The following is a 13305-nucleotide window of genomic DNA, read 5'->3' on the forward strand; positions in this document are numbered from 1 at the left end:
AATTATCAGTCGGCCACTCAATCGGTTCGGCATCACTTGACCCCCAACCACCAAACAGAAACGATGAGGCATGAGCGGAAAAATTTATGATCTGCGCTTCGAAAAAGGCAGCTTCATCGACCTATACCATCACGAACCAAAACAACGAGCGCAGGCACGTCTCGGCTATTACATCGCCGCCGTTACTCATACTGACGTCTACCACGGGGCAGACGACACCGAACCGAACGACTTGAACATGCGGGCCACGCCCTTCATCGCACTCAAGCTCTTCTATGTCTCAAAACAGCAGAACCTTCTGAGTGAAAAACTCAAAGGGCTCAAGATCACTTCCGTCCGGAAGCTGTATCAGGCGCTGGAAGAAAAGCAGGGCACCCTCAACACCGAGCAGCTGACCGTCCTTGAACAACTCGGAGACCTGAACGCCGAGTTCGCCAACTACCACCTGGTCACAACCTTGAGCATGCCGAGAATCATCACCACCGATAACGAACTCAGTTCCTTGTTCACCGTGCTGAGGCGGTTGGAACGCACAGGCAACCACCTGCTTAAAAAAGAAAAACAACGGCATGAGCAGGCCAAACGGCTTGCCAAGCGGCCCTGAGTCTGCCCTCTCACACGGTCCCCCTGAATCCTGAGCCACAAACCAACCAGCCCCCCCATCAAGCTAAGAGACATGTCCAAACGCAAGCATCCGAAACTGCGCAACATCCGCAAAGTCATGTCCTCGCCCGCGTGCGACCTGTACGTCGGCGGAGTGCCCCTTGAGGATGCCGCCTGGGGGTATGCGGCCGGGGTATTGAAAGCCATTCACGGGTACAGCGACGCCGAAGCCGCCACCGAATTGAGCCGCCGGGGAATCCGTCTCATCGTCAGCGGCAAAGGCTGCCTCGCCTGCGGCCAGCCAGGACAGATCATCAGCGTCTTTGCGGGCGCCGAGGGGTCCAGCAGGCTTGAGCGCGTCATCGTGTACCTGCTTTGCCCACAGTGCGGTGAGCAGCTAAGCAACCCAGACTTCAGCGACGATCTGGAGCAACAGCTGCTGGCCGTCTCCAGCACCAAACCCGAGAACAAGCACCCAGGGCAGGGGCAGCGCATCCTGGCCTGAAGCCCGCCACTGGCAAACCAACCAGACCCGCAGCGACACTGGACCTATGACCACACTGCTCACGAACCGGAACGGACACCCTGGGAAGCGGTTCTCGCTAGGGTGTGTCTGCAAACCCTCACAGCCACTCCATGACACAAGCCAATGTCACCATTGCCTCGAAATGACAGGCCCGCTTTTCGAAGCGTGTGGCGATGCGGCGTGCACGCTTTAATCGGGGTAGTGGCTGTACCAACGTGATCTACTGACAGGATGCCGGAGTGCCCAGCCTGTCAAAGCACACACACTGTCAAAAATGGGAAGGCCAAAAATGGCACCCAGACCTACTTACCGCGAATAGGGGTTGACAAAACCGAGTCAGGTGATGAGGGGTAGTGGTACGCGAAATCCTTCCACATCGGCCCCACTTTTTAGGAGGGTGGGGCACACTGGAGGGAAGATATGGGAAAACAACGCAAAACCTGGTCACCTGAGGTCAAGGAGCAGATTGTTCTGGCAGTCCTGAGCGGGGAACAGACCATTGCAGAAGCTGCTCGTGAATACGAGGTCAGCGAGAGTTTGATTCACACCTGGCGTGCCCAGTTTCTGGAAGCGGGACGCGCCCGCCTCCAGGGAGCCAGGCCAGATGCAGCTCAAAAGAAGCTGGAGAAAGAAGTCGAACAGCTCAAGGCCATCATTGCGGATAAGGAGTTGTCGCTCTATATCGCAAAAAAAATCCGGGGTCTCTGAGCGTAGCTGGACTCCTGGCGTGCTACCAGGAGTTGCTTGAAGACCACCCGAAGCTGAGTCTCAGCAAGTTTGCCAGCGAGGTAGAGCGCCCTTATCACGTCCTGCGCGATGCCCGGCAGAACGCAGAGCGTTCTGCACAGCGGACGGAACGATGTCAGCACGTTCTGGAAGCAGTGCGGCTGAGAGCCTTGGAAGAGCCACTCAGCGGCTACCGTCTGATTTATCAGGCCCTACAAGATGTTCTGCGGCCTGCTCCGGGCCTCCATACTGTCCGTCGCTGCATGGTGGAGTTGAAGGTGCAGCGTCCAGTTCCCAGAAAGAAACGCCGTCCAGCAGTGAACCCTACGCCCGTCGTTCTCTGGCCAGCGGGCCGCCGGATTCAGATAGATGCCACGCGGCTCCGCCTGCCAGATGGAATCTGTTGGGCATATCTCGTCTTGGATGTAGAAAGCCGCGCACTGCTTCACATTGAGGTGGTCCGGCAGCTCTCGGCCAGCAGCGCGGTCACCGCGCTGCAACGAGGAGTCCATGTACTGCACCATCTCGGCATCCATGACCCGCTCCTGGTCATGACTGATGGTGGCTCAGATTTTACGTCTGGCGCATTCCAGGCGGCCTGTCAGGAGCTGGGCAACTGGGTACGGGCCAAGGTCTCGCAGAAGGGAGGAATGGGCATCCTGGAAAGGCTCAACCGGACCTTCAAATATGATGGGGTCTTCCGGGAAGAATTGACTGACATTGCCCAGCTTCGTGCGTTCAGCACGAAGTTCAGAGACTGGTACAACTCTGGAAGGAGACATTCCAGCCTGGGGTACGCCTATCCCTGGGTTAAACTGCTTGCAGCTACGGAATCTTCGAACGTAGCCTGAAGGATTTTCCGTACCACTACCGAGGTCTCTGTGGGGTTGACTCGGTTTCGAGTCGCTAAGGTTAAGCAGCTGTAGCCTGGCACTCGGCTTCCAGGGGCGTCAAGTACCCCAGGCTCGAATGCCGCCGTTTTCGGTTGTAGTACACCTCCACCTCAGTACCTGACAGGTTGAAGGAAACGTTGTCTGGATCGCAGAAAGATATGAAGCAAGGCGGCTTATGGAGGTGTGAAACCGAACCAAGCCGCCCTGACGAATGTTGACACATTCGTGGTCTACCTGAAAGAGCGTCTCCCACATCACCGAATAGATCGTCTGCGCTGCGTTTCAGAAGTCCTGTTTGGCATCTTGCAGGCAGAATCTACCCTCCACCGCAAAATCGCGCTCCATATTGACCGTGCTGCGACGACACCGTCCATCACGCGTATGGTAGCTCGCGTGCTGCATGGTGCAGGTCTGACCCAGCAGGACATCTTGGATGTCCTGCTTCCACTGCTGCCTGAGGGAAAACTGACCCTGATCATGGACCGCACCAACTGGAAGCACGGCCAGTCTCACCTCAACCTGTTGGTCATTGGCGTGGTGCTGGGCAACGTTACTCTTCCACTGGTCTGGAAAGAACTGAAGCACGGCGGGAACAGTGAATCCAGGGCACGTATGATGCTGGTCGGTCAGCTGCTGGGACGCTTACCCGCACGTAGGTGGAAGGTCCTGATCGCTGATCGAGAGTTTCTCGGTCTGGAGTGGTTCACGTTTTTGCGGCGCAGCGGGATCAAAAGATGCATTCGTATTCGGGCCAATACCGTGGTAGACGGTGAATATGCTCGTGACTGTTTCGCGTCACTGGAGCCGGGTCAAACTCGTGCCCTGTTTGAGAAGGTCTGGGTTCAGGGCGGCTGGATGCGCATGGTCGCGACGCTCTCCCCAGAGGGAGAGCGGGTCATCATCGCTTCAGACTTATCCGTCTGGGACACGCTCAACGTCTATAGGCAGCGCTGGGCCATCGAAACCACCTTCTCTGCCATGAAATCCAGAGGCTTGAATCTGGAGCAAACCCACATGACCAACCCGGAGCGGGTAGGAAACCTGTTCGGTCTGCTGACCCTGGCCTTGACCTGGATGCTGCGTGTGGGGGAATGGCGGACTGAACAGCAACCCATACGTGTCAAAACACATGGTCGCCCTGCGGTCAGCAGGGCGAGGTACGGGTATGAGGAGCTGAGCCGTGCGCTGCGGTGGGGCGGGGAGAAATTCAGGCTCTTCCTGGACCTCTTGAGGACTCCATTTCCTGCGCCAGGAGGGGATGAAAGGCAACCTGTCAGGTACTGAGCACCTCCACATACTCGAAAATCGCTTTCCTGGCCTCCTCATGGCTGCGATATACGCAGCCATCCACCAACTCACGCTTCAAGGTCTCGAAAAAGCTCTCTACCACGGCATTGTCCCAACAATCCCCCTTCCGACTCATGCTGCACAGCATCTCGTTGTCCTTCAAAGCAGTTCGAAACAGGTGGCTGGCGTACTGGCTTCCCCGGTCGCTGTGGTGAATGAGGCCAGCAGGCGGACTCCGCCTGCTCACCGCCATGTTCAGCGCCCCCAGTGGCAGTTCAGCCGTCATGGTGTGATCCATCGACCAGCCCACAATGGTCCTGGCGAACAAGTCCATCGTCACAGCTAGATAGAGCCAGCCTTCTTTGGTCGGGATAGAGGTAATATCGCTCGCCCAGACGGTATTGGGCGTCTCCGGCGTGAAGTTCCTGTCCACCAGGTTTGGTGCAACCGCAAGGCTATGCCTACTGTCCGTGGTTTTGACAAACTTGCGTCGGGTTTTGCCGTACAGACCGAGATCGCGCATCAGGCGAGCAATGCGACGAATGCTGTGGTGATGCCCCAGCTCAGCGAGTTCAATCTGAATCCGGGGCGCTCCATAGCGCCCTTTGTGCTCACCATGAAGGTCCTTAATCAGGAGTTTCAGACGTTCGTCTTCGATTTTCCTCGTTGATAACGGCCTTCTTCGCCAATTCCTGAAGCCGCTGGGCGTCACTTGCAGGACCCGACACATGACGTCGAGACGAAAATCTCTGAGGTGAGCAGCGATAAATGCAAACCTCAGAGATTTTCCTTGGCAAAGAAGGCCGCTGCTTTTTTCAGGATTTCACGCTCCTGACGCAAAATCTCATTCTCTTTGCGGAGTCGCTGGATTTCCTGCTCTTGTGGCGTCAGGGTCGTTCGACCCTGACCAGGGAAAGCCGCTTGTCCAGCTTTTTGAGCCTGGAGTCGCCAACGGTAGAGCACTGAAGGGCTGATCCCGAGATCACGGGCAGCCCGAATGGGGCCGACATCCTCACGTGCTGCCAGGTCAATAGCCTGGCGTTTGAATTCGGCAGTGTAGGTCTTTCTGGTCGTCATGGGGTTGCCTCCTATGATGAGGCTTAACTCCACCGACTCAAAACTGGCTCAATCCCAGACCTTCAGTGTAGTGGCGAGGCTTGCTTCTTGATTTTATGGGTTCAGGCGAAGAGTGGCTCCAACTCGGGCCGCTGCTGCTCGAAGGTGCCATAGAAGAACTGATCCCCTACGACAGTAATCGGTGCGACGCGCACACCATAACGGGCCTTGGCTTCGTCTGCCACAGCAGGAATGGTGAGGTTTCGTTCCTCGAACTCAATCCCTTTTCGGTTAAACCACAGGCGTAATGCGTGGCAGTCTGGGCAGGTGGGAGTGGCGTAAAGAATGACTTTCGGCATGGTGACCTCGTATGAAAAGGGGACGAACCCAAGTCCGTCCCTCGTCTAGCTCGTCTGAGGTGACTTCAGACGTATTTCAGAACTTCCATCAGTTCATCGACTCGTTCTTTCTCGTCTCCACGGGTTGCAGCGGTGGCAACGTGCGCTTCCAGATGTCCGCGCAGAATCACAGTCGCTGCACCGTCCAGTGCACCTTGTACCGCTTTGATCTGCCGGAGGACATCTACGCAGTACACATCATCTTTTTCCAGGGAGAGGCGAATGCTTTCCAGGTGTCCTCGGGCAATGGCGAGACGACGCGCAGCGCGTTTACGGCTGTCCTCCGGCATACACAATTGATTTCCGGTGTGACAGTGCTCCCCCTGGTGGGGGGTCGAATCTGGGTAGTGGCTGTACCAACGTGATCTACTGACAGGATGCCGGAGTGCCCAGCCTGTCAAAGCACACACACTGTCAAAAATGGGAAGGCCAAAAATGGCACCCAGACCTACTTATGTAAGGGTTGTGGCCGTCGTTTCCACCCGGAGGCCCGCCCTATAGCGCACAGTGAAGCGACCCGGCAACAAATTCTTGATGCTGTCCACGAGCGGATGAGTCTGAGAGGAGTACAGCGCGTCTTTGGTGTTCACCGCAACACCGTGATCCGGTGGATAAAAAAGGGGCCCGTGAAGTGATGCAGACTGGTACAGTCTGCATGACACCTCCAGAAGAAGTGGTCATTGAGCTGGATGAAATGTGGACCTTCGTTGCCAAGAAAAAACAGACGAGGTGGATCTGGATTGCCCTGGAGCGCAGCACCCGCAGGGTGCTGGCCTGGGTATTGGGTGACCGCAGTGAGCAAACAGCGTTCAAGCTCTGGGAACGCTTACCATTGTCCCTTGAGCAGCGACTGAAAGGGACGTTTTGCACCGATCTGTGGCGAGCCTACGATGAACCGCTCTTGGGGGTAAAGCGGCTAACCCGGAAGGGAGAAACGAATCATGTCGAACGATTGAACTGCACGCTGAGACAGCGGCTGGGTCGGCTTGTTCGTAAGTCGTTGTCTTTCTCGAAGACGGACGAAATGCTCGAAGCCAGCCTGACTCTGGCCTTCCACCGATACAACTTGTCACGTTGATGCAGCCACTACCGATTTTCCGTACCACTACCCCAGGACATCCATGAACTGTTTGGGGTTCCACCGTAAGGCATCCACGAGATGCTGAGCACCGTGCCGCACCAGACTGACCGCTCTACGACCATGCTTGAGAACGGGGATGGGCTGGGTCTGGCTGAGCCAGACCCCCAGGCGCAAGCAGAACATCCAGGCCAGTGTCACCAGGCCAAAGAGCCGCTGAAGACGGCTCCTTTCCGTCATCCCAGTCCGCTCCAGGTCGAAGCCTCGCTTCTTGAAGCTGCTGAAGGTGCACTCGATTGACCAGCGCTGCTTGTACAGCTTCCAGGTCTTCCGAGCGCTGAAATCTGTGGCAATGATGACGAGGTCACCCACAGGTGACCTCGTCGCGACCACCCGCATGAGTTCGCCAAACACGAACACCTTTTCGTCGATTTCATGGAAATGACCTTGCCAGACGTACTTAAACCATTCTTTCCCACTCATATCGTCCAGCATGTCGCTGTGCCGAATGCGGATCGCCCGCTTGATGCCTTGACGACGGAGAAAACGGAACCATTCCGCACCGATGAACTCACGGTCAGCCACCAGGCCTTGCCAGCGTTTCGCTGGCAAGACGCGGAGGAGCTTCAATACCAACCACGTACGGGCGTAGGTGTGGCTGTTCCCAGACTCATCAAGAGGAACCCAAATCAGGGGCAGGGTGAAGCCATGAACCACGGCTCCAAGCACCAGAAAATTGATGGGCGTTTCCCCATGCTCCCAATTGGTGCGGTCCAGACTCAGCAACACCTTCCCCGGTGGAAGATGGACGACGAGCAGAGCGATGAAAAAGTCCATGTCCAGCTGCTCATCCCGGAAGGTGCGGTCTGCCCGCCTTTTCTTAGCCTGGGGCATGCTGATACCCGGCATGTGGGCACTCAGGTCGTGATGATTGATGCTCCTCGCGGCAATCATCGCCAGAAGGACGTCAATCAAGCGCTGAAGGGTGTCGATGCGGAGATGACTGGCGTGCGCTTTGAAGTGCTGGGTGAGTGCGGTAGCCTGCTGAGCAGCGGATTCTGTCGATTTCACACTCCCAGGAAAACCCAAGAGACAGCCCCATCAAGCTTGATGGGGCTGTCTCTTGGGTTTTCCCGTCTGGAACGAGGTCGAACTGAAGTTGTCACCTACTGAGGTCAGGCTCATGTCAAGACAGCAGTCTCATTTTGATCTGCCCGCCTCACCATCTACACTGGAGATGAGTTATGACTGCACCGAGTATGAGCAAACCTACCGCCGTCCAGCAGCGCACTTTTGAGCACCTGATCACCACGGCCGAGCGCCTGATGAACAGTGGCACCACTCCAAGTGTTGCTGAATTGGCGGAAGCGGCCAGTGTATCGCGGGCAACGGCTTACCGTTACTTTTCCAGTCAGGCCGATATCGTTTCTGCGCTGGCCAGCCATACGATGATTCCTATTCGTTACTGGGAACCGGTTACCCAGGATGCCCGGGCAAGACTGCACGAGTTGCTGGACTTCACATTCAGTCAGCTCACCGATGCCGAGGTTCATCACTGGGCGATCTTGCAAGTCCATCTGACCAACTGGGCAGAAGCTTATCCAGAGCAAGCTACGCCAAACCGGGGGCACCGCCGTGAGCTGCTCTGGCGGGCGGTAGAACCGCTGGTTGGACAACTTCCCCAGGTCCATCTCGAGCGGTTGGTACAGACCCTTTCCCCCTTCTTCGGCATAGAGCTTTTTTTAGTGTTCCGCGATATGTGGGGACTTGACGATTCTGCAGTGCTTGACCGCGCCCACTGGATGATTGACAGCCTGTACGAACGCGCCTTGGCAGACGCTGCTGGGAGTGGCCACCAGAGTAAGGAGCCACCAAAGTGAGTGGCCGTCCGGACCATGCAGTGCGTGTCAGGTGTTCCCCTGGAACCGCCCCACCAGCCAGCGGGCAGCGGCGTCCAGCAGATAGCCCAGCAGCCCGATCAGGACCACCGTCGCCATCAGTTCCGGGTAGGCCAGGCGGTCACGGGTATCCAGGATGAAGTAGCCCAGACCGGCCCGCACGCCCAGCATCTCGCAGGGCACCAGCAGAATCCAGAGCGTACCTATCGCCAGGCGCACGCCCTGGAGCAGTGACCCCAGAATGCCCGGCAGGGTGATATGCCAGAACATCTCCCCCCGTGTGGCGCTGAGGCTGCGCCCCAGGTCCAGCCAGCTGGCATTCAGGTTCTTGACCCCACCAGCTGCGGCAAACAGGATCGGCCACAGACCAGCCAGCGCCAGCAGCAAATAGATGGGCGCGTCGCCTACACCGAGAACCATCACCGCCAGCGGCATCCACGAGAGCGGGGAAATCATACGCAGCAGCTGAAAGGCCGGTTCGGTGGCCCGCTCCAGCAGGCGGGACGATCCCACCAACAGTCCCAGCGGCGCACCTATCACGAAGGCCAGGCCCAGTCCCACCATGACCCGCTTCAGGCTGACCAGCAGGTGCTCCCAGAGGGTGCCTTCCGCCAGGAGACGGGTCAGGGCTGGCAGCGCCGCGCCGGGCGAGAACTGCTCCAGAAAGGGGTTGCCGGTCACAGCAGGGAGGGTCAGCAGCCACCACAGCAGCCCCAGCCCCAGCAGGCCCAGCAGTTCTACCGGAAAGGGGAAGGGACGCCCGGACTTGCCCTGCGCTCCAGGGGAAGAGGCGGCCAGGCTCATACCGGCCCCTGGGCAGGCGCGGAGAAGGTCTCGGTGCGGCTGGCGGGGCCACCCTGAGCCTGCATGGCCTGGGTCACGAACCGGTCAGTGACGACCTCGCGGGCCACCTGAGCCGGGTCCAGGCGCTGGAGGAAGGTGGTGTCTCCTTCTACGCGCACTTCCCTCAGCTGCCGGACAAGTTCCTCGGTGTAGGTGGGGTACGGGTACGGGCGAAAAGCGATGCGCCGCTCCTGCCACTCCGGGTGCTGCACTGCGCCACTTTGCAGGTACTGCGCGGGCAGCTCGTGCTGCAACACCCGTCCCAGCACAGCCGGTTTGTGGGGGGTGTAGCGCTGCTCGCCTTCTGCCGACAGCAGGTGGGCGGCCTCTGCCGGGTGACTGTTCAGCCAGAGCTGGGCGCGGGTCAGGGCATTCACTACTTTTTGGGTCCAATCGGGTCGGCCCGCGATATCGCGGTCATGCATGGTGACCACGCAGCAGGCATGTTCCTTCCACACGTCGCCGCTCAGGCGCTGCACCCGGCCTACGCCCAGGCTTTCGGCCAGGGCACCGAACGGCTCGGCCACCACGAAACCGGCAATCTGGCCCGCTTTCAGGGCGGGCACCATGTCGCTGGGAGCCATCACTACCAGCTGCACGTCCCTCTCTCCTCTGACGTCACGGGCATTTACTACCGGATTCAGGCCCGCTTCACGCAGCAGGCGCTGGGCCAGCACGTTATGTACCGAATACCAGAAGGGCAGCGCTACCGTCCGGCCCGCCAGGTCGGACACCTCGGTGATATCTGGAGCAACGGTCAGCGCTGAGCCGTCCACATGGCTCCAGGCCACAATGCGCGTAGGCACCTGCGCGCTGTAGCGCATCCAGATGGGGAGGGGAGAGAGCAAATGAACCACATTGACATGCCCGAACACAAAAGCTTCGACCAGCTGTGACCAGCTGCGGAACAACCGGGGCTTCTCGGCACTCAGGCCCTCGGCTTCTAGGTAGCCCAGGCCGTGCATCGCCAGCAGTGGGGCCGCGTCGGTGATGGGCAGGTAGCCGACACGCACCGGCTCATCCGGGTCCGGCTGACGGGGAGCGCAGCCGCCCAGCAGCGCAGCGCTCCCGGCAGAAGCGCTCAGCAGACCGGCCAGGCGAACGAACTCGCGGCGTGAGTAGGGAGCAGTAAACGCAGAAGCGTGGTCATGGCACACAGTAGGGTCCTTGCAAAGAGTCGGGGAAAAAGGTGAGCAGGCAGGTCGGGCAGGTGGGTTCAGCTGACCAGCGCCTGAGGGGGACCCTCTGGGGAGGCGGCCCAGTTGCCCTGCTGCACTTCGAACAGGCAGCGCAGCACCTCGGTACGCAGGCGGCTCAGCTGCTCGGAGTGCGCGGCGCGGGGGCGTGGGAGGTCGAGCGTCCACTCGCGCAGTTGCCGCGCAGAAGTCTCGTGAGCGGGGCGGCCCAGCAGGACCACCCGGTCCGCCAACAGCAGCGCTTCGTCAATATCGTGGGTAATCAGCACCACAGCCGTCTGGTGGCGTTGCAGCAGGGCCAGCAACAGGGTCTGCATTTCGCTGCGGCGCACCTCGTCCAGGGCGCTGAAGGGTTCGTCCAGCAGCAGCACTTCCGGCTGTCGGGCAAAGCTGCGGGCCAGCGCTGCCCGCTGCGCCATCCCGCCTGAGAGCTGCGCCGGGAAGCGGCGGCCCTGACCTTCCAGCCCCACTTCAGCCAGCACCTGCGCCACGCGGCGGCGTCTTTCAGCGGGGTCCAGCGCTGGCTGGTGGCGGAAATCCAGCCCGAAGGCCACGTTGCGCTCCACATTCAGCCAGGGCAGCAGACTGGGCGTCTGAAACGCAAAAGCCATCGCAGGATGCGGCCTGGTCAGCCGCTGGCCCTTCAGCTGCACTTCTCCGGCTCCTGCCGGTTGCAGCCCAGCCAGGATACGCAGCAAGCTGGACTTGCCCACGCCGCTGGCCCCCAGCACCGCGACGATTTCGCCCGGTGCCACCTGCAGGTCAAAACCCTGCAACACCGTCTGGGAGCCGTAGCGGACAGCCAGGTTTCTGGAACTCAGTACAGGCGCAGCTGTCATACTGCTGCCTGCCTGGCGGGGGTGCCGCCGTAAGGCTGCCCGGCCTGAGCCAGCTGGGTCTGGAGCTGCACCACGCTGGGTGTAATCAGCGGCAAAAAGGCCTGCTCGCGCCAACGCCGCATCAGGCCATCGGCGCGGCCCGACAGGTAAGCCAGCCCGCCTGTGGCCTGAAGCTCCAGGTCCACAGCCCGGCTTGCCGTTTCGACCAGGGCCACTTTCAACCGGAACAGCTCGGCGCAGTCCTTTACAAATTTCCCCGCTGCCAGGCCGCTATGTAGTTGCCGGCTCAGGGCGTCCAGTTCGGCCTGTGTGTCCGCCACAGGCCCATGCAGGACCGAGGTGTCGAAGCGGGCCAGCCGGGCGCGTGCCTCGGCCAGGGAGCGGCTGGCCAGACCCAGGGGCAGGGCGAGTTGCAGGCCCAAAAAGGCCGGGCGGACCCGTGGCAGGTAGTCGGCGGCGTCGGGGTCCAGCACATGATGCTCTGCCACCTGAGCCTGCTCGAAACGCAGCTGCGCCGTCGCACTGCCGCGCAGGGCCACCAGGTCCAGGTCAGGCGTGCGGGTCAGGCCCGGCGTGTGCGCCGGGCTGACTGCGACCAGAGGATGCGGAGAGCCGGCGGGCGCGGCCACCATAGCAGCGGCCCAGAACCCCTGATCCTGCGTGCGGAGATTGGTGACCCAGGGCAGCGCGCCGTCTACCGTCCATCCTGCGGCGTCGGGTCTACCGCTCAGGCTGATCTGCTCGATGCCCGACAGAAACTTCATGGCATTGCTCAGGCCACTGGCCCCGGCGATCTCGCCGCTGAGCAGGCCGGGCAGCAGCTGCTCACGCAGTGGCCCCGCACTTCTGCCCGTGAGCAGGTACTCGATAAAGGTGCGCTGGCCCCAGCCGACAAAGGCCGCTGTCAGGCTGCGCTCGGCTACACTGGCCAGCGCCTCAATCGCTTCGGTGATGGAGCCACCTGCGCCGCCGTATTCAGTCGGCACCCCCAGGCGAAACAGGCCAGCCGAGGCCAGCTGTGGCAGGAGCTCGGCGCTGACTTGTGGGTCTCCCGCGTCCAGCTGGGCTGCATGATCTTCTAACCATTGATGCAGTGCGGTGAATCGGCTCATAACTTATTCCCCTTGGAAATATTAGATATTTACGGTGTTTGTAGGGCTACAAAAAAACCAGGGAAGCCCTGGCTTAGGTCAGATGTAGGGGCGCAGGCCTTAGCTCAGGCCGTCCCAGCGGTAAGGTTCCAGTTCGGGGTTCAGCGTGGTCTGAGCCACGTTGTTGCCAAAGTTGCAGATGGTCGCCAGGCCCACCCCCAGCACCACTTCCAGAGCCTGTGCCTGGTCATAGCCGGCGTCGAAGAAAGCTTGCAACTCCTCGTCTGAGACGGCTCCACGGTTGGCAATGACAGCGCTGGTGTAGCTGGCCAACGCGGCCAATTTGCTGTCTTGCAGCGTTTTGTGACCGCGCAGTGCCTCAATATCCTCTGCGCTTAGCTTGGTCGTTTTCTGCGCGGTCAGGGTGTGTCCAGCGACGCAAAAGGAGCAACCATGCGTGGTGGCGGCCATCAGCTGTACCACTTCGCGCTCATCAGGGGTCAGGCTGGTTTTGCCGTTCAGTTTAGACAGGGTCAGGTAGCTTTCCAGCACCGTGGGCGAGTTGGACAGCACACCCAGCAGGTTGGGCAGGTAACCGCCGTTGCGCTTTTGCACCGCTTCCAGCTGGGCGCGTGACCCTTCTGGAGCGGACTCTACGGTGTGGACACTCAGGCGGCGGGCTTTGCTGGAATCAGGAACAGTCATAGATATACCTCAAAGAAAGAAAAGGGAAGAATATTCTGTCAAATGCTTACACTTGGCAGAAATTTAAATTTGTGCCCCGCAGTATGCGCCTGGACGTTTGGGAGTTCAAGCCCTTTGCAAGCAAGTTTTTAGGACTCCCTGCCGCGAGGGTAACTATAAACCATTC

At 59.7% G+C, this 13305-nt stretch carries 16 protein-coding genes and 3 pseudogenes; 8 read left to right on the forward strand and 11 right to left on the reverse strand.

What is annotated here, in order from left to right; genetic code table 11:
• The first annotated feature begins 70 nt into the window (after positions 1 to 70).
• Positions 71 to 604, forward strand: a complete 534-nt coding sequence (locus DEIPR_RS13750; protein ID WP_013616065.1) for a hypothetical protein — start codon at positions 71 to 73, stop codon at positions 602 to 604.
• A gap of 72 nt (positions 605 to 676) precedes the next feature.
• Positions 677 to 1108, forward strand: coding sequence for a hypothetical protein (locus tag DEIPR_RS13755; protein WP_013616066.1), 432 nt, complete (start codon positions 677 to 679; stop codon positions 1106 to 1108).
• A 118-nt stretch (positions 1109 to 1226) separates the two neighbouring features.
• On the opposite strand, the pseudogene DEIPR_RS14915 reads toward DEIPR_RS13755, so the two are convergent.
• Positions 1227 to 1325: pseudogene (locus DEIPR_RS14915) on the reverse strand (IS5 family transposase); the annotation flags it as partial.
• 35 nt (positions 1326 to 1360) lie between these two features.
• Here DEIPR_RS14915 and DEIPR_RS14090 point away from each other — a divergent pair.
• The 4 genes and pseudogenes from DEIPR_RS14090 to DEIPR_RS13775 all read left to right on the forward strand — a co-directional run.
• Positions 1361 to 1447 (forward strand): annotated as a pseudogene (locus DEIPR_RS14090) (IS1/IS1595 family N-terminal zinc-binding domain-containing protein); the annotation flags it as partial.
• A 102-nt stretch (positions 1448 to 1549) separates the two neighbouring features.
• Positions 1550 to 1837, forward strand: a complete 288-nt coding sequence (locus DEIPR_RS13760; RefSeq protein ID WP_013616006.1) for a transposase — start codon at positions 1550 to 1552, stop codon at positions 1835 to 1837.
• 32 nt (positions 1838 to 1869) lie between these two features.
• Positions 1870 to 2706, forward strand: coding sequence for an integrase core domain-containing protein (locus tag DEIPR_RS13765; protein WP_013616005.1), 837 nt, complete (start codon positions 1870 to 1872; stop codon positions 2704 to 2706).
• A 225-nt stretch (positions 2707 to 2931) separates the two neighbouring features.
• Positions 2932 to 4032: an IS4 family transposase gene (locus tag DEIPR_RS13775; RefSeq protein WP_425358586.1), complete on the forward strand. Its 1101-nt coding sequence runs from the start codon at positions 2932 to 2934 to the stop codon at positions 4030 to 4032.
• Between the two features lies 1 nt (position 4033).
• Here the strand turns inward: DEIPR_RS13775 and DEIPR_RS13780 are convergent.
• From DEIPR_RS13780 to DEIPR_RS13795, 4 genes and pseudogenes are all read right to left on the reverse strand, one after another.
• Positions 4034 to 4816, reverse strand: a pseudogene (locus tag DEIPR_RS13780) (IS3 family transposase); the annotation flags it as partial.
• Positions 4813 to 5112: an IS3 family transposase gene (locus DEIPR_RS13785; protein ID WP_013616069.1), complete on the reverse strand. Its 300-nt coding sequence runs from the start codon at positions 5110 to 5112 to the stop codon at positions 4813 to 4815. The gene DEIPR_RS13785 and the pseudogene DEIPR_RS13780, both read right to left, overlap by 4 nt.
• A gap of 101 nt (positions 5113 to 5213) precedes the next feature.
• A complete protein-coding gene (locus tag DEIPR_RS13790; protein ID WP_013616070.1) occupies positions 5214 to 5450 on the reverse strand; it encodes a glutaredoxin family protein in 237 nt (78 codons plus the stop codon).
• Positions 5451 to 5515: 65 nt separating this feature from the next.
• On the reverse strand, positions 5516 to 5779 hold the full coding sequence (locus DEIPR_RS13795) for a metal-sensing transcriptional repressor (protein WP_013616071.1): 264 nt from the start codon (positions 5777 to 5779) through the stop codon (positions 5516 to 5518).
• Between the two features lie 87 nt (positions 5780 to 5866).
• On the opposite strand from DEIPR_RS13795, the gene DEIPR_RS13800 reads away from it, so the two are divergent.
• A protein-coding gene (locus DEIPR_RS13800) for an IS1 family transposase (RefSeq protein ID WP_148231767.1) occupies positions 5867 to 6567 on the forward strand; the annotation gives its coding sequence in 2 pieces (ribosomal slippage) (positions 5867 to 6101 and positions 6101 to 6567; 702 coding nt in all).
• A gap of 27 nt (positions 6568 to 6594) precedes the next feature.
• Here DEIPR_RS13800 and DEIPR_RS13805 read toward each other — a convergent pair.
• Positions 6595 to 7521, reverse strand: coding sequence for an IS4 family transposase (locus tag DEIPR_RS13805; protein WP_013616072.1), 927 nt, complete (start codon positions 7519 to 7521; stop codon positions 6595 to 6597).
• A gap of 290 nt (positions 7522 to 7811) precedes the next feature.
• On the opposite strand from DEIPR_RS13805, the gene DEIPR_RS13810 reads away from it, so the two are divergent.
• Entirely contained in the window at positions 7812 to 8447 is a 636-nt protein-coding gene (locus DEIPR_RS13810; RefSeq protein WP_013616073.1) for a TetR/AcrR family transcriptional regulator, read from the forward strand.
• A 27-nt stretch (positions 8448 to 8474) separates the two neighbouring features.
• On the opposite strand, the gene DEIPR_RS13815 is transcribed toward DEIPR_RS13810, so the two are convergent.
• The 5 genes from DEIPR_RS13815 to DEIPR_RS13835 all read right to left on the reverse strand — a co-directional run bounded on the left by DEIPR_RS13815 (position 8475) and on the right by DEIPR_RS13835 (position 13139).
• Positions 8475 to 9269, reverse strand: coding sequence for an ABC transporter permease (locus DEIPR_RS13815; RefSeq protein WP_013616074.1), 795 nt, complete (start codon positions 9267 to 9269; stop codon positions 8475 to 8477).
• The gene (locus DEIPR_RS13820; RefSeq protein ID WP_013616075.1) at positions 9266 to 10465 is read right to left on the reverse strand and encodes an ABC transporter substrate-binding protein; all 1200 of its coding nucleotides are present in this window, start codon (positions 10463 to 10465) and stop codon (positions 9266 to 9268) included. Before DEIPR_RS13820 ends, DEIPR_RS13815 begins: the two co-directional genes overlap by 4 nt.
• A gap of 59 nt (positions 10466 to 10524) precedes the next feature.
• On the reverse strand, positions 10525 to 11343 hold the full coding sequence (locus DEIPR_RS13825; protein ID WP_013616076.1) for an ABC transporter ATP-binding protein: 819 nt from the start codon (positions 11341 to 11343) through the stop codon (positions 10525 to 10527).
• Complete coding sequence (locus DEIPR_RS13830; protein ID WP_013616077.1) at positions 11340 to 12455, reverse strand: acyl-CoA dehydrogenase family protein; 1116 nt, start codon at positions 12453 to 12455, stop codon at positions 11340 to 11342. The genes DEIPR_RS13825 and DEIPR_RS13830 overlap by 4 nt, the downstream gene beginning before the upstream one ends.
• A gap of 99 nt (positions 12456 to 12554) precedes the next feature.
• Entirely contained in the window at positions 12555 to 13139 is a 585-nt protein-coding gene (locus tag DEIPR_RS13835; protein ID WP_013616078.1) for a carboxymuconolactone decarboxylase family protein, read from the reverse strand.
• Positions 13140 to 13305 lie beyond the last annotated feature (166 nt).

Origin of the sequence: Deinococcus proteolyticus MRP (assembly GCF_000190555.1) — a bacterium.
Classification (GTDB): Bacteria; Deinococcota; Deinococci; order Deinococcales; family Deinococcaceae; genus Deinococcus; species Deinococcus proteolyticus.

What these genes read in the sequence shown, in the direction of transcription:
- DEIPR_RS13750 (WP_013616065.1), top strand. Translation starts at nt 71, where the DNA reads ATGAGCGGAAAAATTTATGATCTGCGCTTCGAAAAAGGCAGCTTCATC.
- DEIPR_RS13755 (WP_013616066.1), top strand. Translation starts at nt 677, where the DNA reads ATGTCCAAACGCAAGCATCCGAAACTGCGCAACATCCGCAAAGTCATG.
- DEIPR_RS13760 (WP_013616006.1), top strand. Translation starts at nt 1,550, where the DNA reads ATGGGAAAACAACGCAAAACCTGGTCACCTGAGGTCAAGGAGCAGATT.
- DEIPR_RS13785 (WP_013616069.1), bottom strand. Translation starts at nt 5,112, where the DNA reads ATGACGACCAGAAAGACCTACACTGCCGAATTCAAACGCCAGGCTATT.
- DEIPR_RS13790 (WP_013616070.1), bottom strand. Translation starts at nt 5,450, where the DNA reads ATGCCGAAAGTCATTCTTTACGCCACTCCCACCTGCCCAGACTGCCAC.
- DEIPR_RS13795 (WP_013616071.1), bottom strand. Translation starts at nt 5,779, where the DNA reads ATGCCGGAGGACAGCCGTAAACGCGCTGCGCGTCGTCTCGCCATTGCC.
- DEIPR_RS13805 (WP_013616072.1), bottom strand. Translation starts at nt 7,521, where the DNA reads ATGATTGCCGCGAGGAGCATCAATCATCACGACCTGAGTGCCCACATG.
- DEIPR_RS13810 (WP_013616073.1), top strand. Translation starts at nt 7,812, where the DNA reads ATGACTGCACCGAGTATGAGCAAACCTACCGCCGTCCAGCAGCGCACT.
- DEIPR_RS13815 (WP_013616074.1), bottom strand. Translation starts at nt 9,269, where the DNA reads ATGAGCCTGGCCGCCTCTTCCCCTGGAGCGCAGGGCAAGTCCGGGCGT.
- DEIPR_RS13825 (WP_013616076.1), bottom strand. Translation starts at nt 11,343, where the DNA reads ATGACAGCTGCGCCTGTACTGAGTTCCAGAAACCTGGCTGTCCGCTAC.
- DEIPR_RS13830 (WP_013616077.1), bottom strand. Translation starts at nt 12,455, where the DNA reads ATGAGCCGATTCACCGCACTGCATCAATGGTTAGAAGATCATGCAGCC.
- DEIPR_RS13835 (WP_013616078.1), bottom strand. Translation starts at nt 13,139, where the DNA reads ATGACTGTTCCTGATTCCAGCAAAGCCCGCCGCCTGAGTGTCCACACC.